The organism is Brevibacterium zhoupengii (assembly GCF_021117425.1).
Taxonomy (GTDB): Bacteria; Actinomycetota; Actinomycetes; order Actinomycetales; family Brevibacteriaceae; genus Brevibacterium; species Brevibacterium zhoupengii.
The window spans coordinates 3,901,919-3,927,186 of sequence record NZ_CP088298.1 but is presented as its reverse complement, the minus strand read 5'-3'; the positions used below and the strand labels follow the sequence as shown (position 1 = coordinate 3,927,186).

The following is a 25,268-nucleotide window of genomic DNA, read 5'->3' as shown; positions in this document are numbered from 1 at the left end:
CGTGCTGTTGGCAGCGCGTCGACTCCCGTAGCGTAATTGCTATGAGTGAGAACACCCCCACGAACCCACACGATTCGGAGCCCCAGGGCGCCGACTCTCTGGAGTCCCAGGCACCAGAGGAAACGCCGGAATCGGACAGGCCAATCGGCGCCGCGGCGATCGTCAACGCACCCCCGACTTCAGAGATCTCCGAAACTTCCGAAGGCGCCGATGCGACTTCAGGAACTGTTGCGAGCCCTGAAGCTGATGAGAGCTCTGCGGCCGACGCGACAGTTGAGGCTGCTGATGCCTCCGAAAGCTCCGACATCGGCGAGACCGACGATTCCCCACGGGCGCCCTTGGCGACGGAGGCCGGACAGTTCCGGACAACACCGTTGGACCTGGAGGTTCCATTCAGCCGCGGTGCCGCTCAGCCGTACGACTCCACTCAGCAGAACGGATCTGCTCAGCAGCACGGTTCGGCTCCGGGCCCGCAGTCGCAGGCCACCAGCTATCCGACACAGCAGTACACGCAGGCCTACCCACAGACCCGCGTGATGAACGCGAACTCCCCGCAGGGGTTCTCGCAGCCAACACCCTCGCAGCCGGTGCCAACACAGCAGGCGCCAGCGCAGCAGCCCGCCCAGGCATACCCGCCCCAGCAGCTGCGCCCCGCCGGACCCGGCAGCCCCCAGCAGGTCGGCAATCCCCAACAGCCCGGCAGCCCCCAGCAGCCCAGCAGTCCCCAGCAGCCCGGCTACCAGCCGCGCACCTACGCCAACCATCCTCAGCAAAGCCACTACCCCAACCAGGGCCCGTACCTCGGACCCGGACCCAACGGGCAGATGCCGATGGGCCCGATGCAACCGATGCAGCCGCCTCGGAGGAAGAAGCCGAAGGCAGAGAACATCACATATGCACCCGTGACAGGGACAATGCCGCTGGCGCGAGACGAAGCGACCGAGATCCCGGCTGACGGGCCGATCGAATGGCCGAGCAGGCGAGTTGGAATCGTCGGCGTCGCCAACCTCGTGCTCTCTGCCGTAATGGCCGTGGTCTGGGCTTGGATCCCGCTCGGCCTGCTGTTCACCGGCATCGGCGGCATCTTCGCACTCGGCCTCGGCGTACTCGCCCTCGTCGTCTGGGTCGTCGTCCAGCAGGGTGCGAACGTGTTCGAACGCTACCGGGCTGAACTCATCTACGGGGACCGAATCCCGGTTCCGAAGATCGCACGCAGCACCCGCGAATCAGGCTTCGGCCGCTTCTTCCACAACCGGTGGCTGCACGTGAAATCCGGCTCGTTCTGGCGTTCGACCGCTCACCATTATGTGAAGCTGCTGCTGGGTGCGATCGTCGTCTTCGGTACCGTCGCCGGCATCTGCGCAGCCATTCTCGGCATCTTCAGCGCAATCAACCCGGAAGGCGTCACCACCTTCTACCTCGGTGAATCCACCGGCGGACTGGGGCGCATCGGTGTTGCCATCGGCTCGCTCATCATCCTCGCCAGTTCCGTGGCGATCCTGTGGTTCGCCCCCTACCTCGACCGGGCGCTGGATCGCAGCCTTCTTCCACCCGCACGGACCGCGGCACTGCAGGCCGAGGTCACCGAACTCGATCGCGCCCGCATGGCCGGGATCGAGGCGGCGGGCGCAGAACGACTGCGCATCGAACGCGACCTCCACGATGGAGCCCAGCCCCGCCTCGTCGCACTGAGCATGACCCTGGGCATGGCGAAGTCGAAGATCGACACCGATCCAGAACGCGCCAAGGAACTCGTGTCCGAAGCCCACACTGAAGCGAAGGGCATCGTCAACGAACTGCGGCAGCTGGCACGCGGAATCCACCCCGCGGTGCTCACCGACCGTGGACTTGATGCGGCTGTCTCCGCTCTGGCCGGGCGCTCAACGATCCCTGTCGAGGTCGATGTCCGCCTCGCCGGGCGCATCGATCGAGAAGCCGAAGCTGTGGCCTACTTCGTCGTCGCTGAATGCCTGACGAACATCGCCAAGCATTCGGAGGCAACCCACGCTCGAGTCTTCATCGCCCCGACCGAGACCGGAGTCCAGATCGTCGTCACCGACAACGGACAGGGTGGGGCCCGCATCGACAGATCAGGTCGGCACACCGGCATCGCCGGTTTGGTCGATCGCGTCGAAGCCGCTCGTGGGACACTGAACCTGACCAGCCCCGCAGGTGGGCCAACTACTGTCGTTGTGGAGGTGCCATGCGCATCGTAATTGCCGAAGACTCTGCCATCTTGCGAGCCGGACTCGAGAGGCTTCTGGTCGATGCCGGGCACGAAGTGATCGCCGCCGTGGCCGACGCCAACGAGCTCCTCGCCACCGTCCACAACACCCCGCCGGACCTCGCCATCATCGATGTGCGCATGCCCCCGACGTTCACCGACGAAGGCATCCGCGCCGCCGTGCTCATCCGCAAGCAGAACCCGGACGTCAAGGTGCTCGTGTTCAGCCAATACGTGGAAGAGCAGTACGCATCCGAACTCATCGCGGAGAACACCGGTGGCTTCGGATACCTGCTCAAGGACCGGGTCGCCGATGTCGAGGACTTCCTCGCAGCCGTCGACGAGGTTGCCTCCGGCGGCACCGTCTTGGATCCCGAAGTCGTCTCGCAGATCCTCGTGCGCACACGCAAGAAGGACGGGCTGTCGACACTCAGCCCGCGCGAACTCGAAGTCCTCCAGCTCATGGCCGAAGGCAAATCGAATGCCGCGATCGCCCGCACCCTCTACCTCAGCGCGGGTGCAGTTGAGAAGCACATCAGCTCGGTCTTCACGAAGTTCGGCCTCACCGCCGACACCTCGGACAATCGACGAATCCTCGCCGTCCTCACATTCCTCGGAGCCTAGAATGCCTGCCACAGTCCACGTCAGCGAATCCACCCGCACGAGCATGCGAGTGATCATCACGATCGCCGCAATCGTCGTCCTCTTGGTGCCGATCGCATTCAGCGTCGCCCATGGAGCCTCACGCCTCAACTACACGAACCTCGAAGTCACGAAGAAGCTGCCGAGCTCGACCAAGGACCTGAACTTCGTCCTCGACACCGGCGCCTCGATCGTCGTCAAGACCACCGACACCACCGAGCCTTCCGTGCGGCTCACGGCTACCGGACCTCGGGACGAGACGCCGAAGCTGCAGGTGAGAGGATCCGACAGAGCCTCGACCGTCTCTGTCGATGACCACAAGCACCTCGAGAAGTCCCGGATCGAGGTCCTCCTCCCGGCCGAGACCTCGAAGGACATGAAGCTCGACTTCAACGGCGGCTACGGAGCCATCAACATCTCAGGTGACTACCAGGACATCGTCGCGAAGACGGACGGCGGCGCTGTGGAGGTCAGCGGTTCGGCAGAGACTCTGCAGACCGCGACCGACTACGGCATGACGGAGCTGAGCGGAACCTTCGGCACTATCGAATCCAAGACCGGCGTCGGCACCCTCGACGGAACGAACCTCAATGTTCGCGACCACGTCGACGCCGTGACCTCGACAGGGTCGATCGACCTCGACTTCTCCAACGACATGGTTCCGATGTCAGGCATCGTGGCCAAGGCCGATGAAGGCACGATCGACCTCCGTCTGCCGCGCTTGGACCTGGCCCAGGAGAAGATGGCCGCCGAGACTGCCGCTTCCAAGGACGATGACGCCAGTTCCGAAGACGCCAAGGACCTCTTCTATCGCATCAACGCGAACTCGAATCAGGGTAGCGTGGATCTGGCCAAGGACCTCAAGAAGTACGATGCGTCGAGGGATTCCAAGGACGCCGACGGCAAGACCGTCATCCCGATTGCGGTAAGCGCTGATACCGGAGCGATTACCATCGAACAGAACTAGACTGGCTCATACGGTGCCCGTCGGCGCAACCGCCGGCGGGCACTGCCAATCCGTCAGCAGCCATGTGCCAGCAGCAGAACGGGCAACGGCCCACAGGCCCTGCGACTCGACACCGGCCGATCCACCGACAGCAGGGGATGAGACATGCAGATCACCGTTTATGGGGCCACCGGCACATTCGGCAGCAGACTCGTGGCACACCTGCGAGAACGTGGGCACTCGGTCATCGCCGCTCACCGCGGCATCGGGGTCGACACCTACGCCGGAGAAGGCGTCACCGAGGCGGCCGAAGGCAGCGATGTCCTCGTCGACTGCGTCAACTTCATGACGAACAACCGACACAAGGCCCTCGACTTCTTCTCCCGCAGCTCACGTTCGATCGCATTGGCCGCAGCAGAGAACCCGGGTGCTGCGATGGTGTGCCTGTCCATCGCGTTCCGACCCGAAGTCGCCAAGTCCAAGCTCCTCGGCTACTACCAGGCCAAAGAGCTGCAGGAACGGGTCTATCGTCGATTGATCCCCGCCGACCAGCTCCTGCTGTTCCGATCGGCCCAGTGGTTCGAGCTTGTCGACACAATGACGTTCAATGCAGGTCCGGTGGCATTCGTCCCGAAGATGCGAGTCCAGGCTCTGGCCGCGGACGAGGCCGCCCGAATGATGGCCGAGGCCATCGACGCAGGTGAGCGCGGAACCATCGAGGTCGCTGGCCCCGAGATCAGTGACTTCCCGACGATCGCCGGCCAGATCGCCGCCAGAAGTTCGAACGCAGATTCGGCTGTGAGTGACGGTGGGCGCTCAGAACGTGGCCAGAAGATCGTTCCCATCCCGATCCCCGGTCCGATGTCTGCCGATGGTCTCATCCCCGAATCGCCGAGGTTGTCGGCCGTCACCGTCGACGATTGGCTGCGCACCCGCTGAGCCTGCGCGCCCGCTGGGTATGGGTTCTCGCGGAGCCTGCGCTCGGCTCAAAGCGAGGTCGGCTCAGGGCGAGGGCCGAAGTTGTAAGATCCAGTCGGGAGGAAATGCATGGACTTCAGCTGGGCGGAATTCGGACTCGACGGTGTCGACGCGGTGCGGATCGTCGTGTCCTGTATCGCGTTCTATCTCGGCATCATCCTGCTCGTCCGCGTCTTCGGCCAGCGCACTCTGGCCAGTCTCTCAAGCTTCGACCTCGCAGCTATCATCGCCCTCGGCGCGATCATCGGCCGTGCGATCCTCGGCGACACCCCGACTCTCATCGCTGGTCTCTTGGGGCTGGCGACCCTGCTGGTTCTGCAGGCGCTGACCGGGAAGGCTCGTCGTTTCCACCGCATCGCCGGCATCGTCAACAGTCCCGCGGTGGTGCTCATGGCCGGCAGCGAGCTGCTGACCGACAACCTTGCCAGGGCCCATGTCGACCCCGCTGAGGTGTATTCGAAGCTGCGCATGGCAGGCATTCGCCAGCGCGCCGAGGTGGCATGCGTGATCCTTGAGCCGACCGGTCAGATCAGCGTCACCCGGAAAGGGGCGCCGATCGACGAGGAGCTGCTGCGCGGAGTCATCGGAGCAGAGAGAATTCCCCGCGAAGGCTGACCCCGCGGGGGACGACTCCGCGAACCACGCAGAGTGAGAGCTCAGCCCTCCAGTCCGAGGACCCGCGCTCCGTTTCGCCACAGCACCGAGCGCATCCAATCGTCGCCGAGGCCCAACCCGGCCAACCCTGAGACCTGATCGGCATAGGGGTAGGGGATGTTCGGGAAGTCCGAGCCGAGGATGACTTTGTCCTGCAGACCAGCCAAGCGATTACGGTAAGCAGGGTCCACCTCGGCGGGGGAGGAGAAGAATCCTGACACGTACATCGTCGTGTCCAGGTGCACACCGCTGTAATCCTCGGCCAGGCTCGCGAATGCCTCGTACTCGGGCATGCCCATGTGGGCGATGACGAACTGCAGGGACGGGAACCGTTCGAGGACGTTCGCCACAGCCTGCGGTCCGGTGTAGGTGCCGGGCAGAGGCTCGGACCCGGCGTGGATGACGACGGGCACCTGTGCCTCGGCCAGCGCTGCCCACGCGCGATCGAGCACACGGTCATCGGGGGAGAAGCCACCCACCTGGATATGGACCTTGAACAGTCGGGCGCCGGCCGCCAGCGCCTCGGGCACGTAGTCGGCTGACTCCGGCTCCGCGTAGAGCGTCGCGCAGTGGATGACGTCGTCGTGGGCGGCGGCGAACTCGCGGTTCCACTCATTGAGCCAGGCGGCCATGCCGGGTCTGTGCGGGTAGGTCAGGGCCGGGATGGCACGGACGCCCAGGTCACGGACGATCTGGAGGCGAGTCTCCGTGTCATAGCGGTAGTGGATCGGCCACGGGTAGCCGTAGCTGGCTTCGGCGGCGTCGAAGTATGCCCACACCTTGTCGAGCACGTTCTGCGGCAGGAAGTGGATGTGGATGTCAGCGAGGCCGGGGATGCCCAGCGCCTCGAGGTAGCCCGGAATGTCGGAATCGGTGCGTGGAGGTTCGGCCGCGGTCGCCTCGTTGCGATTGGCCGCGTCTTTGCGATCGGGAAGTGTGAAGTCGTCCATGCCTACCACTTTAGGCGGTGAGCGCTGAGCGGGCTGAAGCGGTGGGCAGCACCTGGGCGCAATGGCGCCTGCAAAGCGGACTTGTGTGCATCCAGGCCTCACCCATGACTCGAACTTAGACTGCCAGTATGGAGTTCACCGATCCGTACGAGATCGACGTCCCACCCGGCACAAGACAAGTGGGCAAGGGGCCCTTCTGGGCGCCCGGCGACACCGTGACCTGGTCGTTTCGACGCTTTGACTTCGATCGTGACCACGCCGAGGTGCGTCGGCCGATGCGAGTCATCGAGGACGGGCCGGCCGGTGCAGTGCTGTGGATGGCTGGAGGCACCGCGACCACCGACACGAGAATCGTCGGCTGGGAGGAATTCAACCCCCACGACGTTCCGCTCAAGGCGCGGTTCCGCCCGCCCGCCGAGGCGCCTCGACGGATCAAGGCGCCCGGCAGCTGGCGCGGGCTCGGGGTACTCAAGATCGTCCCGCCCGGTGTTCCGTTCTCTGTATGGGTCCTGCTCAAGCCTGGTGGTGCAGGGACTGAGGCCAATGACCCTGTTGTCAGCGACTCTGCTGCCGGCTCTGGTGCGATCCGCGCGGACTGGTACGTCAACCTCGAGGCCACCCACCGCCGCACGGACGATGCCCTCTACACGAGCGATCACATCCTCGACATCACCTTCCCCACCGACGGCATGCCACTGCACACAACGTCGGGTCACGCGCAGTCCCGGAACACGACGCCGGGGTACGCGCTTCTCAACCCGAACGGGGCGGTGTTCAAGGACGTGGACGAACTCGCCGCCGCGGCGAACTACGGCGCCTGGCCACGTGAATGGTCGGACAACATTCGACGCAATGGATCTGAGCTGCTCGACCACCTCGGCGATTTCACCTGGGCGTTTGACCCGAAGTGGGAAACGAAGGCTCGGGAGCTTGCGGCAGAATCGTCTGTCTCGGATTCTTCGCGAAATCAGGAACATCAACGGATCCGCAGTGGTTGCTACGACAAGGACTGGATCTAGGCGTCGCCGCTTCGGCGGCCAAGGGTTCAGCTCCACAGACACGCTACGACCGTGTGCATACAGTGCGCGGCGTCGATGAAAGGAAGCATCTCGATGACGACAAACCACAGAATTCGCCTGAATTCTCGTCCGGTCGGAGAGCCGAAAGCGGAGAACTATCTCCTCGACGAGGTTGACCTGGGGGCGCCGCAGGACGGCGAGGTTCTGCTCCGCACTCTGTATCTCTCACTCGATCCCTACATGCGCGGTCGGATGTCGGATGCGAAGTCCTATGCGAAGCCGGTCGAGGTCGGTGACGTCATGGTCGGCGCCACGGTTTCCGAGGTCGTCGAGTCCAACTCGTCCGAGTTCTCCACCGGTGACACCGTCCTCGGCTACGGCGGCTGGCAGGAGTACTCCGTCGAGAAGGCCGCACACCTGCGTCGCCTCGATCCGGAAGTCGCCCCGGTCAGCACTGCTCTCGGTGTGCTGGGCATGCCGGGCTTCACCGCATACTCGGGTCTCCTGGAGATCGGGCGCCCACAGGAAGGCGAGACCGTGGCCGTTGCTGCTGCCACCGGTCCCGTCGGCTCCGTCGTCGGACAGATCGCGAAGATCAAGGGCGCGAAGGCCGTCGGTATTGCGGGTGGACCTGACAAAGTCGCCCATCTGAACGAGCTCGGCTTCGACGTCGCGCTCGACCACAGGACCGGCAACCTGAAGAACGAACTCAAAGAGTCGGTGCCGCAGGGCATCGACGTCTACTTCGAGAACGTCGGCGGAGACGTGTTCAAGGCTGTGCTGCCACGCCTGAACACCTACGCACGCGTACCCGTCTGCGGTCTCGTCGCCAACTACAACCTGACCGAGTTGCCCGAGGGTCCCGACCGCTCGGGTGCGCTCATGGGCAACATCCTCACGCGGTCACTCAACGTCCGTGGCTTCATTCAGACCGAGTTTGTTGAGAAGCACCACGAGAACTTCCTGTCCGACATGAGCGGCTGGGTCAAGGAAGGAAAGGTCCGCTACCGCGAGGACATCCGCTCGGGCCTGGACAAGACGCCCGAGTACTTCAACGACCTGCTCGCCGGCCGTAACTTCGGCAAGATGGTCGTGGCAGTCGGCGCCGAAAGCTGACAGTAGCGCGGCGCGTGGCGCGATCAGCCTTCGTCGCTGACGGAGGCGCTCCCCGTCGCAGCAGCATCAACAGTCGGTAAGTTCTGGTCGACAATCGCGCGATTGTCGACCAGAACTTACCGACTGTTTCAGTCTCAGTCCGTCGTCCAGCGCACCCTTCAGTCCATCGTTCAGCCCCGAATGTCGCCGCTGGGTCAGCTCGTCTCGGGAAGATACTCGACGACGGGGAATGACCGTCGCGCGATCTCACGCAGATCCGACAAAGAGGCGTCCTTCGCCACCAAGCCAACTGCTCTCGCCTGGACGAGGAGGTTGCCGATCGCAGTCGCTTCGACTGGCCCGGCCAGGACCGTGCGACCGGTCCGGTCCGCCGTCAACTGGCACAGAAGTGAGTTCTGCGATCCGCCTCCGACGACGTGGACCGTGTCGACCGTCATTCCGGCTAACGTCTCGGCGGCATCGATAGTGCGGGCGTAGGCCTCGGCCAGGGATTCGAGAATGCAGCGGACCACCTCGGCGGGGGACTCGGGTGGGCGCAGGCCGCGTTCCGTGTACCATTCCGCGATCCTGCTGGGCATGTCACCAGGCGGAACGAACCGCGCATCGGCGGGATCGAACACTTCGAAATGGAACTTCACGGTTTCGGCCTCGGCCAGCAGAGACTGCAGGTCAGCACTGCGCTGAGCCTCGTTCGAATCGGCCTGCCAGTGACGCATCGATTCGCTGAGCAGCCACAGGCCCGAGACGTTCTTGAGGAATCTGACGGTGTCATCGACTCCGCCCTCGTTCGTGAAGTTCGCCTCCCGAGCCGCGGTCGACAGCACCGGTTCGTCCAGCTCGAGTCCCACCAACGACCAGGTTCCGCTCGAGATATAGGCCGATCGTTTCGAGGCGAAGGGCACGGCCACCACCGCCGAGGCGGTGTCGTGGGAGCCCACAGCCGTGACCTGGACATCATGATCGGCACCCAGCCGCCTGGCCGTCGCATCGGTGATCTGTCCGATAGCGTCACCGGAGCGGACGAGTGGTGGCAGGAGGCTCCGCTCGAACCCGAACTCGTCTAGTAGCCCGGTGTCCCAGGTCCGCGTTGTGACCGAGAGAAGTCCCGTCGTCGACGCATTGGTGACCTCAGCGTGTGAGCGCCCGGTCAGCCAGTAGGCGAGCAGATCAGGGATCAGCAGCACCTCGTCGGCCAGGTCGAGGAAGCCGGTTTCCGACTCCACCGCCAACTGGAACACGGTGTTGAAGTCGAGATGTTGGAGACCGTTGCGGGCGAACAGATCGGCAGGGGTGATCCGATTATGGACGAGCTCGACCCCTCGCGCTGTCCGCTCGTCGCGGTAGTGATGAGGTGATCCGAGCAATCGACCATTGCGCAGCAGACTGTAGTCGACGGCCCAGGAGTCGATTCCGATGCTGGTCAGACCGGGAGCGAGTCGCGCAGCTTCCCGCAGTCCGTCCTGAACCGCCGCATACAGGGATTGGATGTTCCAATACAAGCCTTCACCAGCGGCTGCGTCCTGCCCGTGTGCGAAACCCTGCACTTCGCCGTTGGTCTCCAACAGCGTGAGCGGCGTATTCGGAAACCGCGCCACGTGCTTCATCCGCAGCACGCCGTCGTCGATCCCGCCGAGGATCACGCGGCCGCTGGTCGCTCCGAGATCAACGGCCGCCAGCGTGAAGGTCGTCGATTCGTTACCGTGGTCCATCAGTTCACCCCTCAGCGCAGGAACGCGGCGGCAACGCCGGCGTCGACCGGCACGTGCAGTCCGGTCGTGTGCGAGAAGTCGTGGGTGCACAGAGCGTAGACGGCATTCGCCACGTTCTCCGGGACCACCTCGCGGCCGAGGATTGTGCGCTGGGCATAGAACTTCCCCAGGTCCTTCTCCTCGACCCCGTAGGTCTTCGCACGCTGAGCTCCCCACCCGCCGGCGAAGATTCCCGATCCGCGGACCACCCCGTCGGGGTTGATCCCGTTGACGCGGATCCCATGCTCGCCGAGTTCGGCCGCGAGCAGCCTCACCTGATGCGCCTGATCGGCCTTGGTTGCGGAGTACGCGATGTTGTTGGGGCCTGCGAACACGGAGTTCTTCGAGGAGATGTAGACGATGTCGCCTCCGAGCCCCTGGTCGACGAGGATCCTCGCGGCGTTCTTCGACACCAGGAACGATCCTTTCGCCATGACGTCGTGCTGGAGGTCCCAGTCCTTCTCTGTCGTCTCGAACAGTGACTTCGACAGGGACAGCCCTGCATTGTTGACGATCAGGTCGACTCCTCCGAAGGCCAGCACCGCCTCGGTGAGGGCCGCCTGCACTCCAGTCTCATCGGAGACATCCGCGGCCACGCCTATGGCCGTATCGGTCGAACCGAGTTCGGCTGCCACGGCTTCTGCCTTGTCGCGGTCGAGGTCGGCGATGACCACGCAGGCGCCCTCGGACGACAGGCGCGTGGCGATGGCCTTGCCGATTCCACTCGCGGCACCGGTGACGAAGGCGACTCGTGAGGAAAGCGGCTTGGGAGCTGGTTTGCGCTTGAGCTTGGCCTCTTCGAGAGCCCAGTATTCGATACGGAACTTCTCCGCCTCGGAGATCGGTGCATAGGTGGAAAGTGATTCCGCTCCGCGCATGACATTGATGGCGTTGACGTAGAACTCTCCGGCCACGCGTGCCGTCTGCTTGTCGGGTCCGTAGGAGAACATTCCGACGCCGGGGACCAGGATGATGGCGGGATCGGCCCCACGCATCGCCGGCGAATCAGAATCCGCATGGCGTGCGTAATAGGAACGGTAGTCCTCCCGGTAGGCGTCGTGGAGCTTCGGCAGTGCTGCGATGATGTCCTCCGCCGAGGTGGTCGCCGGCAGGTCGATGACCAGTGGCTTGATCTTGGTGCGCAGGAAATGGTCGGGACAGCTCGTGCCCAGTTCTGCCAGTGCGCCCAGCTTCTGTCCGGCGAGGAATTCGAGGACAGGCTCGGAGTCCGTGAAATGACCGACCATGGTCCTGTCCGCCGAGGCGATAGCTCGCAGGTGCGGTGCCAGAGCGGCGGCCTTGGCCCGGCGTTCGGATCCCGGCAGCGCCGTGAAGTCCGGACGGGCTGTGCCGAAGGGCTCGGGACGGCCATTGTCGTCGATGAACTTCGCCGCGGTGTCGATGATCCACCGGGAGTTGGCCTCGGATTCCGCCGAGGTGTCTCCCCATGCAGTGATCCCGTGACCGCCGAGGATGGTCCCGATGGCCTGCGGGTTCGCTCGCTTGATCGCAGCGATGTCGAGGCCGAGCTGGAAGCCGGGGCGCCGCCAAGGCACCCAGACGACCTTGTCGTCGAAGATCTGCTTCGTCAGTTCCTTTCCGTCGGCTGCCGTGGCGATGGCGATGCCCGAATCGGGGTGCAGATGATCGACGTGGGCGGCGTCGACGAGTCCGTGCATTGCGGTGTCGATGGATGGTGCTGCACCGCCCTTGCCATGGAGGGTGTAGTCGAAGGCCGCCACCATCTCGTCTTCGCGGTCGATACCGGGATAGGTGCCGGTCATGGCCTGCACTCGGTCGAGGCGGAGGACGGCCAGGCCCTCGGGCACCAGCGTTCCCAGATCCCCGCCGGATCCCTTCACCCACAGCAGCTCGACGTTCTCGCCGGTCACCGGATCGATATCGCTGCCCTTGGCTGAGGTGTTTCCTCCGGCGAAGTTCGTGTTGCGTCGATCGGAGCCCAACGAGTTGGAGCGTCGGATGAGCTCAGTCACCGTGGGATTGGTCGTGGTCATGTCTCTCCTCGGAGTGGTTTTCGTGAGGTTGGGGGAGGGCTGCGGGCTGAGGGGTGGCTGTGGGCTGTGTGGTGGGATGCGCGGCGCTGCTCAGGCGCCCCACCCGGCTTGGGTTCCGCCGACTCGATCGGACTCGATGCGGTCCTGGTAGCCCGATTCGCGGAATGCCTGGACAGGATTGGCTGGGAGCCCGCGGGACGTGCGCCATTCGGCCAGGGCCGGGCGGACATCGGTGTAGAAGGCGTCCATGAAGATGTCATTGGCAGCGATGACATCGCAGGATTCCTGTGCCGCTGTCAGGGCGGTGGCGTCGAGAAGCAGAGCCCGGGCCGTCATCTCCTGGACGTTGAGCACAGAGCGCATCTGCCCCTCGATCTTGTTCTCTACGTTGTGGCACTGGTCGAGCATGAACGCGACGTCCGGGTTGTTGAGACCTCCTCCGCGGATCACCTCGTGGATGATGCGGAAGAGCTGGAACGGGTCGGCGGCGCCGACCATGAGATCGTCATCGGCGTAGAAGCGGGAATTGAAGTCGAAGGATCCGAGCTTGCCCAGTCGCAGCAGCTGCATGACGATGAACTCGATGTTCGTTCCCGGAGCATGGTGCCCGGTGTCGAGGCAGACCTTGGCCTTGTCGCCCAGAGCGGCCACCTGTGTGTAGCTCGTGCCCCAGTCCGGGACGTCTGTGTGGTAGAACGACGGCTCGAAGAATTTGTATTCGAGGACGAGGCGCTGCTCCTCGCCGAGGCGGTCGTAGATTCTGGCAAGTGAGTCGTGGAGTCGGTCCTGACGGCCTCTCATATCGGCCTGGCCGGGGTAGTTCGACCCTTCGGCCAGCCAGATCTTGAGATCGCGCGAGCCGGTCGTGTCCATCACGTCGATGCACTGAAGGTGATGGTCGATGGCCTTGGTGCGGATGCGTTCGTCGACATGGGTCAGAGCGCCGAACTTGAAGTCGTCGTCCTGGAAGGTGTTCGAGTTGATCGTTCCCAACCGCACACCGAGCCCGGCAGCGTGGTCGGCGAGAGCCTTGAAGTCGCAGAGGTCCCAGGGGATGTGCAGTGCGACCTGCGGAGCGAGCCCGGTGAGCTCGTTGACCTTGGCCGCGTCGGCGATCTTCTCGAACGGATCCCGCGGAGTTCCGGGAGTTCCGTACACCTTGAAGCGGGTGCCCGAGTTGCCGAACGCCCAGGAGGGCAGTTCGATGGACTGCTCGGCGAGCTCATCGGTGATGTCGTTGAAGCCTGTGGGTGTGGTCATGTGCGATTCATCGTCCTTTCGAAGATGCGGGTGCCTGATGCGTCAGATGCTGGGTGCATGAGGTCTGTGGTGGTTCACTGGGTGCGCTGGGCCAACTGGTCCTCGAGGTGAAAGACCTCCTGTAGTCGCAGCGGCCCTTCGTCGAAGGACCCTCCGGCGGCGAAGAGCTCGGACATCGACGCCTGCCATTTCGCGTTGATGTCCTTCAGCTCCATACCTCGTTGGGCCGCCTCATAGTCCTCGGTTTCGAGGTAGCCGATGATCATTCCGCTGGGGTCGGCGAAGAGCGAGTAGTTGCTCCACCCCGTCTCCTTCAGCGCTGCGAGCATGTCCGGCCAGACCGCGCGGTGACGGTCGATGTATTCGCCGAGGTGGGCTGGATCGACCTGCATGCGGAAGCAGACGCGTTCCATCGATTTCAGTCCTTCCTGAGCACGGATGCTTCTGCGTCGGCCGCGACATTGCCGGCGGCAACCTCGTCGTCGACATCAGCATCGAGAAGTCGTCCATAGCGCTCGATCTCGATCTCTTCGAGAGTCTTGTCCTGGGTTTTGGGTGTCCAGATGACACCGATGAGTAGAGCGGCGACGAGGAGTCCGAGGATGAGGAAGCCGACGCCGTGAAGTCCCGTCTTGTCGAGCATGAGCGGAAACCACAGGGAGAGGATGCCGACCATCACGCGAACGATCATGAACATGAATCCCTGCGCCGAGGCGCGGTAGCGGGTGGCGAAGAGCTCTGCCGCCCACAGCCCGTAGAAGGCCTGTGCACCAAGTCCGGAGGAGATGCCCCAGCCGATGGCGAAGACGAGGAGTGAGAACCAGCCCGCGGGTCCGTAGATGAGGACCGCCCAGGCGATGATTCCGAGTCCCGCGCCGATGCCGTAGAGCCAGCGGCGGGAGACCTTGTCGCCGTAGCGCATGAAGCCGAAGAAGGTGGAAGCGCTGGTCAGGCCCCAGACCAGGACCTGGAGCAGGTATTGCGAACGGGCATCGGTGAGGCCGGTCGCCTCATAGATGCGCGGTTGGAAGATGCCAGCCTGTCCGGCAACGGTGTTCCACAATCCGTAGACGCCGATGAGGAAGAGCAACGCGATGAGGTTCTTCTTGTTCGTGAAGAGTTCGAAGATGCCGCGATAGGTCCCGACCATGTTGGGATTGGCGTTCTTGGCCTTCCAGCGTCGTGACTCGGCTAGTCCGCGACGGACCCACCAAGTGATGAAGGCGATGACGAAGAGGTGGGCGAAAATGATGCGCGAACCCAGCAGTCCCATGGGCTCGAGAAGTGCGGCAAGCAGGAACCCGATCATCGGTCCGATCGACCAGGCAAGCTGGGCGACACCGACGTGACCGGCACGTCGACCGTCCGGTGCCTCCTCGGCGATATAGGTCCAGGCTGCGGTGACTCCCGCACCGACTGCGATGCCGGTGAGGACGAATCCGATGAGCAGCATCGTGAAGTTCATGGCGAAGACCGCGAACAGGGTGCCGAACATGTAGAGGAGCAAGTCGTAGGTGTAGATGAACTTGCGGCCGTAGCGGTCGCACAGCGGACCGCCGATGGCGGCACCGATCGCTGCGCCGAAGGCGTTGGCGCTCAGGGCGCTGAGCAGGCCCACTGCCAGGCTGTCGAGCCCGAACTCCGTCTGCCACAGACAGGCTCATGCTTGTGGCGATTGCGATGATGGATCCGGCTTCGATGTAGTTGGACATGGCCACCGCGATGGTGGCTTTCCATTTGGACGACGTCTTTGTGTCCCTCATGTGTCTCTCCGAATTGTCAGTGGCGATGTGTGGTGATGTGGATGTCGATCCGCCGGGACTGCCCGAGGATCTGAAACGAATTGAAACGTTTCAATAAGGCTGTTGGTGACAGTATCATGTCACTTGGATCACATCAAGATAGTGTTCGGAAGTCGGGCAGAATAGGACGGACCCGCTCACGCAGAAGCGCTCAGACAAGAGCGGGTGTGAGATGACATGTAAGGGAGGGCCACTTGGCCAAGGTGAGTATGCGAGAGGTTGCCGCCCATGCGGGTGTCTCCGTGGGCACGGTCTCACATGTCGTCAATCGGTCCCAGAAGGTCTCCGAAGACACGATCGCCAAGGTCAGCCGGTCGATCGAAGCACTCGGCTTCGTCCGAAACGCCGCCGCCAGACAGCTGCGTTCAGGCAGGAGCAGCAGCCTCGGTCTTGTCGTCCTAGACACCTCGAACCCGTTCTTCGCTTCGGTCGCCCACGGTGCCAGAGAGGCCTGCGACGAAGCAGGACTGTCGCTCCTCATCGGTGATTCGGGAACGGAGGAGGCCAGAGAGTCGAAGTACCTCGACCTGTTTGCCGAGCAGAGGGTCAACGGTCTGCTCGTGACACCTTCCGGCGCCGACCTGAGCAAATTGGAGGGAATCGCAGCTCGGGGAACCCCGGTGATGCTCGTCGACCGCGAGGCCGGTGACTACTCGCTATCCTCGGTGACCGTCGACAATGTCGCAGGTGGACGAATGGCGCTCGACCATCTCATCGCAGGCGGGTGCACGAACCCGGCCTTTGTCGGAGGGCCATTCTCACTTCCGCAGGTCAGCGACCGTGCCGCGGGAGCACGAGAGCGTGCCGCAGAGTCCGGTCTCGACCTTGCGGTGTTCGAAACCGCTGAGCTGACGATCCTTGCAGGTCGCTCGATCGGAGAGCGCATTGTTTCGCTGCCCGAAGACAAGCGCCCCGGTGCTGTCTTCTGTGCCAACGACCTGCTGGCGGTGGGTTTCATGCAGGCAGTCATCATGTTCTCCGCATTGCGCATCCCTGAGGACCTGGCGCTCATCGGCTATGACGACATCGACTACGCATTTTCGACGATTGTGCCGTTGACCTCGATTCGGCAGCCAGCGGACCTGCTCGGGCGTACTGCTGTTGAATCGCTGCTGGCGGAGAACGCCTCGGGCGAGCAGACTCACCGGGATGAGAAGTTCACTCCCGAGCTCGTCATCCGCCAGTCGACGAGGGTTGTCGGCGCCGAGACCTGAGGCAACCCAGCGGCGCTGTAGGTTGCTCCAACAGTCGGTAAGTTCTGGTCGAAAATCGCGCGATTTTCAACCAGAACTTACCGACTGTTTCGTGTATCAGCGTTGAAGCTGTCGCCGATCAATGAAGGCAACGCTCATGCGAACGTCGTGAACACCTCGGCGGGGTCGAGGCCGAAGCTCAGGGCCAAGGTCAGGACGATGCGGGCCTTGCGGGCATCGACGATTCCGGCGGGGATGAGCCCGGACTCGAGCAGCCCGATCTCACCGCCCGGATAGCCGTAGGTGTTCCTCAGGCTCGCGCCCGAGCTTGGCCGTGATGCTAGGACGATGGGCATCGCCTCGCCGAGGCGGGCCACCGCTGGCAGCAGATGCTCGGGGACGTGCCCGCCCCCGACCCCGGAGATGACGGCACCGGCGAAACCGGACTCGATGAGCTGGGTCAGTGTCTCCTCGGGTTCGCCCATCCCCACCTCGGCGAGGGCGACTTTGGACAGCGCCTCCGGGCGGGGCAGGCCCGCGAATGGGGACGCATCCGCAGCCGCGGGTGCGTGGGGGAGACGAACAGTGTCTTCGCTGATCCAGCCGATCGCGCCGAGGACCGGGCCGGAGGAAAACGCCGCAGTCGAGGTCACGTGGGACTTGCGGACGAAACGCGGATCATGGATCTCGTCGTTGAAGACCAGGCTTGAGGGCAGTCCACTGCTCAGAGGAGAGAGTGCGGTCAGAGCGGCGGCGCGTACGTTCGCGGGGCCGTCGGCGCCGGGCAGCGTCGGATTGCGCATGGCTCCGGTGGCAGCGATGTGAGTGGCCGAGTCGTTGAGCAGCCAGAGGACAAAGGCGCTCTCTTCGAGAGTGTCGGTTCCCTGTGTGAGGACGATGCCGTCGGCCTCGGTGGTGCGCGCGAGCTCGCGGACGTCGAAGAGCATGTCGAGGGTGACGTTGGCGCTCGAGACCTGCGATACCTGGGTGAAGTCGGCCTGCAGATCCGGCCAGACCTGGTCGAGGCCGGCGGCCGCAGCGATCTCGGCTCCGCTCAGGGCCGGGGCGACACCCCCGGACTGGTTCGAGGTCGAGGCGATAGTGCCGCCGAGGGCGGCGACGAGGAGATGAGGCGCGTTCTCTGACATGGGCACGAGTCTATCGGGGTGTTTCGGTGCCCAGGCCCTGATGCCGACGTTCTGTGTCATGGCCCTTTGCTAGTCTCCGAACATGGATCCTGACTCCGTGCTCACCTTCGCTCATGACCAGGCTATCCAGTACCCGTCTGTGGAGATCGAGCATCCCTTCGGGCCCGAGTACAACGTGTACAAGGTGCGCGGGAAGATGTTCCTGATGGCCTTCGATCTGCGCGGTGTGCCCAGCCTCAACCTCAAGATCGATCCGCTGGACGGGGAGGTGCTCTGTGATGCCTATGAGGAGATCACTCCCGGATATCACATGAGCAAGAAGCACTGGATCACCGTGGCGGGAGCCGGCACGGCCGAAGACGGGATCGAAGGCGGGACCGAAGGCGAAGGTGCTGAGAACGAAGACGAAGGCGCCGAAGGCAGTCGTGACGGATCAGGGAACGTCCTTGATGCCGAGCTTCTGCATGATCTCGTGCTCGAGTCCTACTGCCTCGTCGTCGCGAAGCTGCCGAAGAAGGACCGACCCGTCGACCCGAAGACCTTCGGCGGGAGGGATGAAGAATGAGTCGGTAGACGCTCTACCCCTCAGGACACGCTCCACCCGTCAGGAGGACACGCTCCACCCGTCAGGAGGCCTCGACGAGTGCTGTTTCCTCACGCTGCTCGGCGGCAATCGCATCGGCTTCTTTGCTCTGCTGAGCTCGCTTTCGTCGGTTCCCGGTGACCCAGGCACCCAGAGTCACGGAAGCCCAGCCGATCACCATGCCGGCGATGTCATCGAGGATGTAGTGCCAACCGAAATAGAGCGTGGCGATCACGGTGGCCCCGAAGAATATCCACGTCACTGTCTGCCACAGCGGCTTCTGGTTAGTTCGCATCATGAACAGGGCCGCGGCGAATGTCACAGAGACGTGCAGGGAGGCGAAAGCGGCCACACCCTGGATCTGCCCACTGCCCACGGGGTCGACAAGGACGTCAAGCCGAGTTTCGATGAGTGACTGCTGCAGCTCGGTGACTCCGGTGTCGGCCAGGCCGCGGTAGAGCTCGGGTCGGGCAAATGCAGGCCCAAGAGCGGGCAGGATGTAGTAGCTGACTGTGCCCAGCACCCAGTTGAGACACAGCGTCGTGGCATACCAGGCACCGATGGCGAGGTTGCGACTGAGGATGAGCACAGCGCCGAGGCTGATGGGGATGAGCGGAAGATAGGCGAGATAGACGACGGAGAGCACTTCTGCCATGAACCCGGTACCGAACAGATCGTGCAGGAACACAGCGGGGTTGATTCCGCCGCTGAACCACAGGTCGGTATGCGAAAGCTCGTGATCGTAGAGGACTCCTTCGCGATAGGTAGGAAGGTCACTCTTGAGGTTTCGGTAGCTGAGGTAGCAGATGTAGAAACTCATCATGCCCGCGGTGATGCACAGGACCCGACGGAGGCTCCATTCGTTTCTCACGACTTCGCGCATTCCGTTGGACAGATGCTTCCAGCCGCTCATTCGCACGGCGTCCACGACGATGCCCACGCCGAAGAACAGCAGAGCCAGCAACGGCATCCGGATATAGGCGGGTCCGAGGAAGCCGTCCGGGTCCCTGAGTGGCCGCCCGAGGTAGATCGAAGAAGCAAGGGCGACCAATGCGACAGCTATGGAGAGCATCGTGGCAAAGGTGTAGGGCCATCGTCGTATCCGAGTCATCGGCACACGATATAACGATTCGATATCGGAATGGCGAATCCAGTGGCGAGTGTCACGAGCTGAACAAAGCATGAATATTGGACCAATGATCGGCTGTCTGCAAGCCGCCCGAAAGCGACCTGTGTGCCGCCCGAAGATGAGCCGTGCGCCGTGCGCCGTGCGAGAGACATGCGAGATGGCCCGCGCACCCGAAATTGGCAACAGGCCCCACCGGCGCAGACAATAGGGGACATGTCCGCCCTCAGCTCCGCACTCGCCTACCGGCGACTGCTTGATACGAATGCCACTCTGCGCATGCTGCGGGCTGACCATCTCCCGGTCATGGCAGCGACACTGGGCACTCACCTGGGCAAGCCGGGCACCCGAATCTCCACCGAAGACCTGCACGAGTCCATCGACTCGGATCTCGAGGAGCTGCGCGACCACTTCGACCTGTCCACGCGGACAGCGAAGGCCTACTGTGACGACTGGCGTCGGGCGGAGATTCTTGTCCGCCGTCCGGCCACCTCGGCGAGGGGCGAGACCTACGAACTCTCCGCGGCGGGATTCGATGCCATCCGCATGCTCGAACAGCTGCGCACCCCGCCGCAGACCGCGACCGAATCACGACTGGTCAGTCTCGCCCAATCGGTGCGGCAGCTGGCCATCGACACCGACCCGGACAGCTCCCGCCGACTGGAATCCCTGCGAGCAGAACGCGACCGTATCGATGCTGAGATCGCCCGCGTCCGCCGCGGTGACCCCCGTTCGATCGTCCTCGACCGGCGCCGGGCGAATGAACGAGTCAGCGACATCCTCCAACAGGCGCAGGGCCTGCCCGCCGATTTCGCTCGCGTTCGCGCCCGCTTCGAAGAACTCAACCAGGAACTGCGGATCTCGATCCTCGCCGCCGAGGACTCCCAGTCCCAGGTACTGAACGAAGTCTTCCGCGGAGTCGACCTCATCGAATCCTCCGACGAAGGCAGAACGTTCTCCGCCTTCTCCCAACTCGTCCGCGACCCCGAGCAGGCCTCGGCCTTCGACGAGGACATCGCAGCGATCCTCGACCGTGACTTCTCTGCCACGCTGACGGCCGAGACTCGCCGCTCACTTCGCACCCTGATGCGGCAGATGAAGGACGGCTCGCGCGAAGTCTCCGACATCCTGTCCGAATTCGCCCGCGGTCTGCGCCGTTACGTCCACTCCCACGAATTCCAACGCGACCGCGTCATGCGCACCCTGATCCAGGATGCCCTGGCCGCGGCGGCCCCGGTCTCTCAAGTCCGCAGACCCTACGACAACATCGGCGTGGATCTCGAGCTCTCGAGCGTTGCATTGGGCAGCGTCGGGGAGGTCGTCCTCCACGATCCCACCGAGTTCGATGCCGGTGCCGAACTGGGCGAGGCGACCGAGACTGAGGTCGACTTCGCCGAGCTCATCGCCGTCGCCCGGGAATCGGAGATCGACTTCTCCGAACTCTCCGACAACGTCAATCAGGCCATTCACGGTACCCAGCAGATCTCCGTCGCCGAGGTGCTCGACCAGTTCCCAGCCTCACAGGGCCTGGCGAGCGTCGTCGGTCTCCTGTCCCTGGCCAGCACCTACGGACATGTCGATTCCGAGGCCCGGGATCGACTCGAATGGGCCGGGGTCGACGGAATTGTGCGCAGCGCCACGATCCGCCGCCATTACTTCACCGAAGGCATCTCACTATGAACGATTCCGCAGTTACACCTACCGAGGCTGACGAGTCCGCGCACAATCCGAGTGGGCTGTGGTTCCAAGACACCGGGACCTTGGGCGAGCGCACTCGCCGGGTTCTGCTCGAACTGCTCAAGGGTCCCTATGTCTCCGGTGCACAGAGCCCGCAGCTGTGGTCGGCGCTGGTCGCCGACGAATCCATTGTGCGTTCACGGCTACACGACCTGTTCTTAGACCTCGTCATCGACAAGATCGACGAATTCGCGTTCACCCGCAAGGTCGTCACCGAGGAGATCGACGTACCCGCGGCTGTCCGCAGCGAACGGCTGACCTTCCTCGATACCGCCATGCTTCTCGTCCTACGGCAGCTGCTGCTGGCTGCCCCCGGCGAGCAGCGTGTGATCGTAGATCGCGAGGAGGTCTACGAACGCCTCGCGATCTACCGCACAGGCGACGAATCGACATTCCAGCGCAATCTCAACGGTGCATGGAGTCGGATGAGCAACCGTCTGCGTGTCCTCCACAAGGCAGGTGAAGAGCGCTTCGAAATCTCACCGATGGTGAAGTTCCTCATCGACGAGGACCAAGTGCGTGAGCTCATCGACGTCTACGAACGCATCGCCTCGGGCGAGGCCAAGGGCTCCATCGCCGAGGCGGGGCTCAGTTCCGATGACACCGATCCAGAAGATCGCGACGACGACACCGAGGGGGACGAAGCATGACCGAGGCCCTCTTCCCGCTTGATGCCGCACTCATCGCGGACCAGGCCCGTGCTCGTGGGGCAGACCGTCCCGATGTCGGCAGTCAGTGGCGGCTGTCGGAGATCCAGATCGCGAACTGGGGCACCTTCGACGCCGACATCCACCGCATTCCGGTCTCCCACAAGGGCCACCTCATCACCGGGCCCTCAGGCTCGGGCAAGTCCTCGCTGCTCGACGGCATCGCCGCCGTGCTCACTCCAGACAAGTGGCTGCGCTTCAACGTCGCCGCCCAGACTGCCGGCAGCCGGGTCGATCAGCGCAGCCTCGTCAGCTATGTCCGCGGCGCGTGGACTCGCACAGCGGATTCCGATGAGGACCGTGTCGTCAGCAAATACCTGCGTCCGCGGGCCACGTGGAGCGGCATCATCCTCCGCTACGACAACGGCACCGACCGCCCCCTCTCGTTGGCCAGGCTCTTCTTCATCAAGGGCTCGGGCACGAAGATGACCGACCTGTCCGACGTCTGCATCCTCGAACGGGCCGGCCTCGACCTCGCCGATCTTCAGCAGTACGCCCGCACCGGTCTCGAGACGAGGAAGCTCAAGACCGAGCATCCCGAAGCACTCATCACCTCGAACGGGTCCCATGCCAGGTTCTACGCCCGGATGCGCAAGGTCTTCGGCATGGCCAGTGAAGCGGCGCTGCAGCTGCTGCACAAAACCCAGTCGGCCAAGAGCCTCGACAGCCTCGACCGCCTCTTTCGCGACCACATGCTCGAACCCCCGGTCACCTTCGACCTGGCAGAGACCGCGGTCAACCAGTTCGGCGACCTCAAGGACGCCCACGACCACGTCGTCGAACTCCGCCGCCAACGCGACCACCTCCTGCAGCTGCGCGAGGCCTCGAACCGTTACGACACCGCCCACGAGACCGCGGCGAAGTCGATCGCCCTCAACGACGCCCTGCTGCCGTTCCAGAAACGACGCGAACTCGACCTCATGCGCTCCGACCTCTCAGCCCAGCGCCGGGAACTCGTCGAAATCGAAGTCGCCGCCGACCGGGCCAAGAAGGACTACGACGCTGCCGTCGACGAATACGACCTCGCCCGTCGAGCCACCCTCGACCTCGGCGGTTCGGAGGCCGAGCACCTGCAGCAGCGCATCGACACGGCCGAGACCGAACGCAGGGCAATCGCCGATAGGTGGGCCAGTCTGGAGCGACAGCTGAAGCAGGCAGACATCGATCAGGTGCCCACCTCGGCGGCGGAATTCGCCGAACTCCAGGCCCAGATCGCCACCACCCTCGATGACGAGACTCAAGCCGCGGGCCCCAGCCATGCCGACCATGACCGCTTCTCGAAGGCCCGAGCACGAGTCAGGGACCTCGAAGCCGAGATCGACTCACTGCGTCGGTCCGGCTCGACCGTGCCGGGTAACCTGCTCCAGATCCGACAGGAACTGGCCGAAGGCACTGGACTGAGTGAGAAGGCGCTGCCCTTCGCCGCCGAACTCATCGAAGTCGACCCCGACCACGCAGCCTGGACCGGGGCGATCGAACGCGTGCTGCGTCCGCTGGCTCTCACGGTCCTCGTGCGCAGCGAGAACCTCGGCGCTGTTCGCTCCTGGGTCGACTCCCACCGGATCAAGGGACGACTCGTCTTCGAAGAGATCCCCGCCCAAGCTCCGAAGCCCAGACCCGTCAACAGTGTGAAGTCCCTGGTCAACAAGGTCACTGTCGCCGAAACCGGGTTCGGAGAGTGGGTGCATTCCACCCTGTCCGAACGCTTCGACTTCGCCTGCGTCGACAGTCCGGACGAACTCGACGACCACCCCCGGGCCGTGACCCTCAAGGGACAGGTCAAGACCTCCCGAACAAGGTATGAGAAAGATGATCGGCGTCGCATCGACGATCGCAGCCAGTGGGTGCTCGGTGACCGGGAGAGCAAACTCGAAGCCCTCGTCGCCGCGCTGAAGGAAGCCCAGGCGGAACTGTCTGAGGCCCAAGCCATCGTCGACGCGGCAAACGCAGAGACCGCGCAGGCACACCGCCGGAAGGGCATCCTCGCAGGAATCCGTGAACAGTCCTGGCGCGATGTGGATTTGGCCGGAGCCAAGGAGGCGATCGCGGCCCTGGAGAAGGCACTGCGCGAACTCGAGGACGCAGACGGCGACCTGCAGCAGGCGATCGGCGCCGAACGCGAAGCCCGTGCGGCGAAGGAGACGGCCGAGACCGCGACCCGAGACTGCGACTACGCGCTGCGTCGGGCGAATGAAGAGATCACCGGTCTGCGGGCTGGCCTCAGCCGACTCGAGGACGACGTCAACGCCGGACGCATCCCCGAGGTGGATCCGACGATCGCCGAACAGCTCGAGGCCCGGTTCACGCGTATCCAGCGCAGCATCAAACGCGAATCTCTGCCCGAGATCGGCCAGCAGGTCTCCCAAGCTCTGCAGTCGGAGAAGGACAAGGCACAGGCCGTGGCGAGCGAGGCAGGCCAGGCAGTGACCCGGCTGGCCGCCGAGTTCAAGGCCGCGTGGTCCTCCGTCGCCTCCGACCTCACCGCCGATATCGCCGATCGGCACGACTACTTGGCGATGCTCGATGAAATCCTGGCCCACGGTCTGCCCGACCATGAGAACAGATTCCGAGATCTGCTGCGGCAGCGCTCCCGCGATCTCATCGGCGAACTCCTCAACGAGATCCATGCCGCCCCACGTGAGATCGAGGACCGGGTCGCACCGATCAACTCCTCCCTGCTGCGCTCCCAGTTCGACGAGGGCCGCTATCTGCGGCTGAAGGTCAAGACCCGTCGCAGTGAGACCGTCAACGCCTTCATCTCCGACCTCCGCAAGGTCGCCGGCGGCACCTGGGGCGAAGAAGATATGGAGACCGCGGAGGATAAGTACGACACCCTCGCCGAGGTGATGCGCCGGTTCTCCTCAAGCGAGCACGTGGACAAGATGTGGAAGAACCAATGCCTCGACACTCGACTGCACGTGTCCTTCCTGGCCGAGGAGATCGACGACCACGGTCGTGCTCACGCCACCTACGATTCCGGTGCGGCGATGTCCGGCGGTCAGCAGCAGAAGCTCGTGATCTTCTGCCTCGCAGCGGCCCTGCGCTACCAGTTGGCCGATCCCGACGAGGCGATCTCGAAGTACGGCACGATCATCCTCGATGAGGCCTTCGACAAGGCCGACACGAGATACACACGCATGGCGCTCGACATCTTCATCGAGTTCGGTTTCCACATGGTCCTGGCCACCCCGCAGAAACTCCTGCAGACCATCGAACCCTACGTCGGCGCGGCGACCTCGATCGAGAACCCGAGCCGCCAGAAGACCCTGGCTTCGACCATGGTCTGGGCTGAGCAGGGCGGTGATGCCGGCGAGGAGAGCGGTGATACCGCTGCGGACGAGGGACCTGTCGGTGCTGACGAAGTGGCCGCCGGCGAAACCGCAGGCACAGTTGAGACCGACCATGAGAGCTGATCGGGTG

Annotated in this window: 20 protein-coding genes; 12 read left to right on the top strand and 8 right to left on the bottom strand. The window is 63.9% G+C overall.

All coding sequences use genetic code 11. The features are described 5' to 3' along the window. Window positions 1-41: 41 nt before the first annotated feature. The 5 genes from LQ788_RS17775 to LQ788_RS17755 all read left to right on the top strand — a co-directional run bounded on the left by LQ788_RS17775 (window position 42) and on the right by LQ788_RS17755 (window position 5,405). Window positions 42-2,216, top strand: coding sequence for a sensor histidine kinase (locus LQ788_RS17775; RefSeq protein WP_231443300.1), 2,175 nt, complete (start codon window positions 42-44; stop codon window positions 2,214-2,216). After that, the gene (locus tag LQ788_RS17770; protein WP_096159926.1) at window positions 2,204-2,848 is read left to right on the top strand and encodes a response regulator transcription factor; all 645 of its coding nucleotides are present in this window, start codon (window positions 2,204-2,206) and stop codon (window positions 2,846-2,848) included. Before LQ788_RS17775 ends, LQ788_RS17770 begins: the two co-directional genes overlap by 13 nt. Window position 2,849: 1 nt before the next feature. Then, window positions 2,850-3,833 (top strand): DUF4097 family beta strand repeat-containing protein, encoded by a 984-nt coding sequence (locus LQ788_RS17765; RefSeq protein WP_231443298.1) that lies wholly within the window; start codon window positions 2,850-2,852, stop codon window positions 3,831-3,833. Between the two features lie 144 nt (window positions 3,834-3,977). Further along, on the top strand, window positions 3,978-4,751 hold the full coding sequence (locus LQ788_RS17760) for an SDR family oxidoreductase (protein WP_231443296.1): 774 nt from the start codon (window positions 3,978-3,980) through the stop codon (window positions 4,749-4,751). Between the two features lie 108 nt (window positions 4,752-4,859). Continuing rightward, window positions 4,860-5,405 carry a DUF421 domain-containing protein gene (locus LQ788_RS17755; protein ID WP_096159920.1) on the top strand — a complete coding sequence of 182 codons (546 nt, stop codon included), beginning with the start codon at window positions 4,860-4,862 and terminating at the stop codon, window positions 5,403-5,405. 41 nt (window positions 5,406-5,446) lie between these two features. Here the strand turns inward: LQ788_RS17755 and LQ788_RS17750 are convergent, their stop codons facing one another. Further along, the gene (locus tag LQ788_RS17750) at window positions 5,447-6,394 is read right to left on the bottom strand and encodes an amidohydrolase family protein (protein ID WP_231443293.1); all 948 of its coding nucleotides are present in this window, start codon (window positions 6,392-6,394) and stop codon (window positions 5,447-5,449) included. A gap of 128 nt (window positions 6,395-6,522) precedes the next feature. Here LQ788_RS17750 and LQ788_RS17745 point away from each other — a divergent pair, with 128 nt between their 5' ends. After that, complete coding sequence (locus tag LQ788_RS17745) at window positions 6,523-7,413, top strand: DUF402 domain-containing protein (RefSeq protein ID WP_231443291.1); 891 nt, start codon at window positions 6,523-6,525, stop codon at window positions 7,411-7,413. A 93-nt stretch (window positions 7,414-7,506) separates the two neighbouring features. Further along, a complete protein-coding gene (locus LQ788_RS17740) occupies window positions 7,507-8,529 on the top strand; it encodes an NADP-dependent oxidoreductase (RefSeq protein WP_231443289.1) in 1,023 nt (340 codons plus the stop codon). Window positions 8,530-8,723: 194 nt separating this feature from the next. Here the strand turns inward: LQ788_RS17740 and LQ788_RS17735 are convergent, their stop codons facing one another. The 5 genes from LQ788_RS17735 to LQ788_RS17715 form a co-directional block, all read right to left on the bottom strand. Next, window positions 8,724-10,238: a rhamnulokinase gene (locus tag LQ788_RS17735; RefSeq protein ID WP_231443287.1), complete on the bottom strand. Its 1,515-nt coding sequence runs from the start codon at window positions 10,236-10,238 to the stop codon at window positions 8,724-8,726. 11 nt (window positions 10,239-10,249) lie between these two features. Next, the gene (locus LQ788_RS17730) at window positions 10,250-12,292 is read right to left on the bottom strand and encodes a bifunctional aldolase/short-chain dehydrogenase (protein WP_231443285.1); all 2,043 of its coding nucleotides are present in this window, start codon (window positions 12,290-12,292) and stop codon (window positions 10,250-10,252) included. Between the two features lie 90 nt (window positions 12,293-12,382). Beyond that, window positions 12,383-13,552: an L-rhamnose isomerase gene (rhaI, locus tag LQ788_RS17725; protein WP_231443283.1), complete on the bottom strand. Its 1,170-nt coding sequence runs from the start codon at window positions 13,550-13,552 to the stop codon at window positions 12,383-12,385. A 74-nt stretch (window positions 13,553-13,626) separates the two neighbouring features. Further along, window positions 13,627-13,965 carry an L-rhamnose mutarotase gene (locus LQ788_RS17720; RefSeq protein WP_231443281.1) on the bottom strand — a complete coding sequence of 113 codons (339 nt, stop codon included), beginning with the start codon at window positions 13,963-13,965 and terminating at the stop codon, window positions 13,627-13,629. A gap of 5 nt (window positions 13,966-13,970) precedes the next feature. Next, window positions 13,971-15,170 (bottom strand): MFS transporter, encoded by a 1,200-nt coding sequence (locus LQ788_RS17715; RefSeq protein ID WP_231443279.1) that lies wholly within the window; start codon window positions 15,168-15,170, stop codon window positions 13,971-13,973. A 387-nt stretch (window positions 15,171-15,557) separates the two neighbouring features. Here LQ788_RS17715 and LQ788_RS17710 point away from each other — a divergent pair, with 387 nt between their 5' ends. Then, on the top strand, window positions 15,558-16,568 hold the full coding sequence (locus LQ788_RS17710; protein ID WP_317207072.1) for a LacI family DNA-binding transcriptional regulator: 1,011 nt from the start codon (window positions 15,558-15,560) through the stop codon (window positions 16,566-16,568). A gap of 134 nt (window positions 16,569-16,702) precedes the next feature. Here the strand turns inward: LQ788_RS17710 and LQ788_RS17705 are convergent, their stop codons facing one another. After that, window positions 16,703-17,695, bottom strand: coding sequence for an asparaginase (locus tag LQ788_RS17705; protein ID WP_231443275.1), 993 nt, complete (start codon window positions 17,693-17,695; stop codon window positions 16,703-16,705). A gap of 82 nt (window positions 17,696-17,777) precedes the next feature. Between LQ788_RS17705 and LQ788_RS17700 the strand changes: the two genes are divergently transcribed. Beyond that, window positions 17,778-18,260, top strand: a complete 483-nt coding sequence (locus LQ788_RS17700) for an MmcQ/YjbR family DNA-binding protein (RefSeq protein ID WP_231443273.1) — start codon at window positions 17,778-17,780, stop codon at window positions 18,258-18,260. Between the two features lie 61 nt (window positions 18,261-18,321). On the opposite strand, the gene LQ788_RS17695 is transcribed toward LQ788_RS17700, so the two are convergent. Continuing rightward, window positions 18,322-19,389 carry a phosphatase PAP2 family protein gene (locus LQ788_RS17695; RefSeq protein WP_231443271.1) on the bottom strand — a complete coding sequence of 356 codons (1,068 nt, stop codon included), beginning with the start codon at window positions 19,387-19,389 and terminating at the stop codon, window positions 18,322-18,324. 231 nt (window positions 19,390-19,620) lie between these two features. Between LQ788_RS17695 and LQ788_RS17690 the strand changes: the two genes are divergently transcribed. The 3 genes from LQ788_RS17690 to LQ788_RS17680 are packed head-to-tail and all read left to right on the top strand — an operon-like array spanning window position 19,621 to window position 25,261. Further along, on the top strand, window positions 19,621-21,084 hold the full coding sequence (locus tag LQ788_RS17690) for a DUF3375 domain-containing protein (RefSeq protein ID WP_231443268.1): 1,464 nt from the start codon (window positions 19,621-19,623) through the stop codon (window positions 21,082-21,084). Continuing rightward, window positions 21,081-21,791 (top strand): DUF4194 domain-containing protein, encoded by a 711-nt coding sequence (locus tag LQ788_RS17685; protein WP_231443266.1) that lies wholly within the window; start codon window positions 21,081-21,083, stop codon window positions 21,789-21,791. The genes LQ788_RS17690 and LQ788_RS17685 overlap by 4 nt, the downstream gene beginning before the upstream one ends. After that, window positions 21,788-25,261: an ATP-binding protein gene (locus LQ788_RS17680; protein WP_231443264.1), complete on the top strand. Its 3,474-nt coding sequence runs from the start codon at window positions 21,788-21,790 to the stop codon at window positions 25,259-25,261. Before LQ788_RS17685 ends, LQ788_RS17680 begins: the two co-directional genes overlap by 4 nt. Window positions 25,262-25,268 lie beyond the last annotated feature (7 nt).

What these genes read in the sequence shown, in the direction of transcription:
- LQ788_RS17775 (WP_231443300.1), top strand. Translation starts at nt 42, where the DNA reads ATGAGTGAGAACACCCCCACGAACCCACACGATTCGGAGCCCCAGGGC.
- LQ788_RS17770 (WP_096159926.1), top strand. Translation starts at nt 2,204, where the DNA reads ATGCGCATCGTAATTGCCGAAGACTCTGCCATCTTGCGAGCCGGACTC.
- LQ788_RS17765 (WP_231443298.1), top strand. Translation starts at nt 2,850, where the DNA reads ATGCCTGCCACAGTCCACGTCAGCGAATCCACCCGCACGAGCATGCGA.
- LQ788_RS17760 (WP_231443296.1), top strand. Translation starts at nt 3,978, where the DNA reads ATGCAGATCACCGTTTATGGGGCCACCGGCACATTCGGCAGCAGACTC.
- LQ788_RS17755 (WP_096159920.1), top strand. Translation starts at nt 4,860, where the DNA reads ATGGACTTCAGCTGGGCGGAATTCGGACTCGACGGTGTCGACGCGGTG.
- LQ788_RS17750 (WP_231443293.1), bottom strand. Translation starts at nt 6,394, where the DNA reads ATGGACGACTTCACACTTCCCGATCGCAAAGACGCGGCCAATCGCAAC.
- LQ788_RS17745 (WP_231443291.1), top strand. Translation starts at nt 6,523, where the DNA reads ATGGAGTTCACCGATCCGTACGAGATCGACGTCCCACCCGGCACAAGA.
- LQ788_RS17740 (WP_231443289.1), top strand. Translation starts at nt 7,507, where the DNA reads ATGACGACAAACCACAGAATTCGCCTGAATTCTCGTCCGGTCGGAGAG.
- LQ788_RS17735 (WP_231443287.1), bottom strand. Translation starts at nt 10,238, where the DNA reads ATGGACCACGGTAACGAATCGACGACCTTCACGCTGGCGGCCGTTGAT.
- LQ788_RS17730 (WP_231443285.1), bottom strand. Translation starts at nt 12,292, where the DNA reads ATGACCACGACCAATCCCACGGTGACTGAGCTCATCCGACGCTCCAAC.
- rhaI (WP_231443283.1), bottom strand. Translation starts at nt 13,552, where the DNA reads ATGACCACACCCACAGGCTTCAACGACATCACCGATGAGCTCGCCGAG.
- LQ788_RS17720 (WP_231443281.1), bottom strand. Translation starts at nt 13,965, where the DNA reads ATGGAACGCGTCTGCTTCCGCATGCAGGTCGATCCAGCCCACCTCGGC.
- LQ788_RS17705 (WP_231443275.1), bottom strand. Translation starts at nt 17,695, where the DNA reads ATGTCAGAGAACGCGCCTCATCTCCTCGTCGCCGCCCTCGGCGGCACT.
- LQ788_RS17700 (WP_231443273.1), top strand. Translation starts at nt 17,778, where the DNA reads ATGGATCCTGACTCCGTGCTCACCTTCGCTCATGACCAGGCTATCCAG.
- LQ788_RS17695 (WP_231443271.1), bottom strand. Translation starts at nt 19,389, where the DNA reads ATGACTCGGATACGACGATGGCCCTACACCTTTGCCACGATGCTCTCC.
- LQ788_RS17690 (WP_231443268.1), top strand. Translation starts at nt 19,621, where the DNA reads ATGTCCGCCCTCAGCTCCGCACTCGCCTACCGGCGACTGCTTGATACG.
- LQ788_RS17685 (WP_231443266.1), top strand. Translation starts at nt 21,081, where the DNA reads ATGAACGATTCCGCAGTTACACCTACCGAGGCTGACGAGTCCGCGCAC.
- LQ788_RS17680 (WP_231443264.1), top strand. Translation starts at nt 21,788, where the DNA reads ATGACCGAGGCCCTCTTCCCGCTTGATGCCGCACTCATCGCGGACCAG.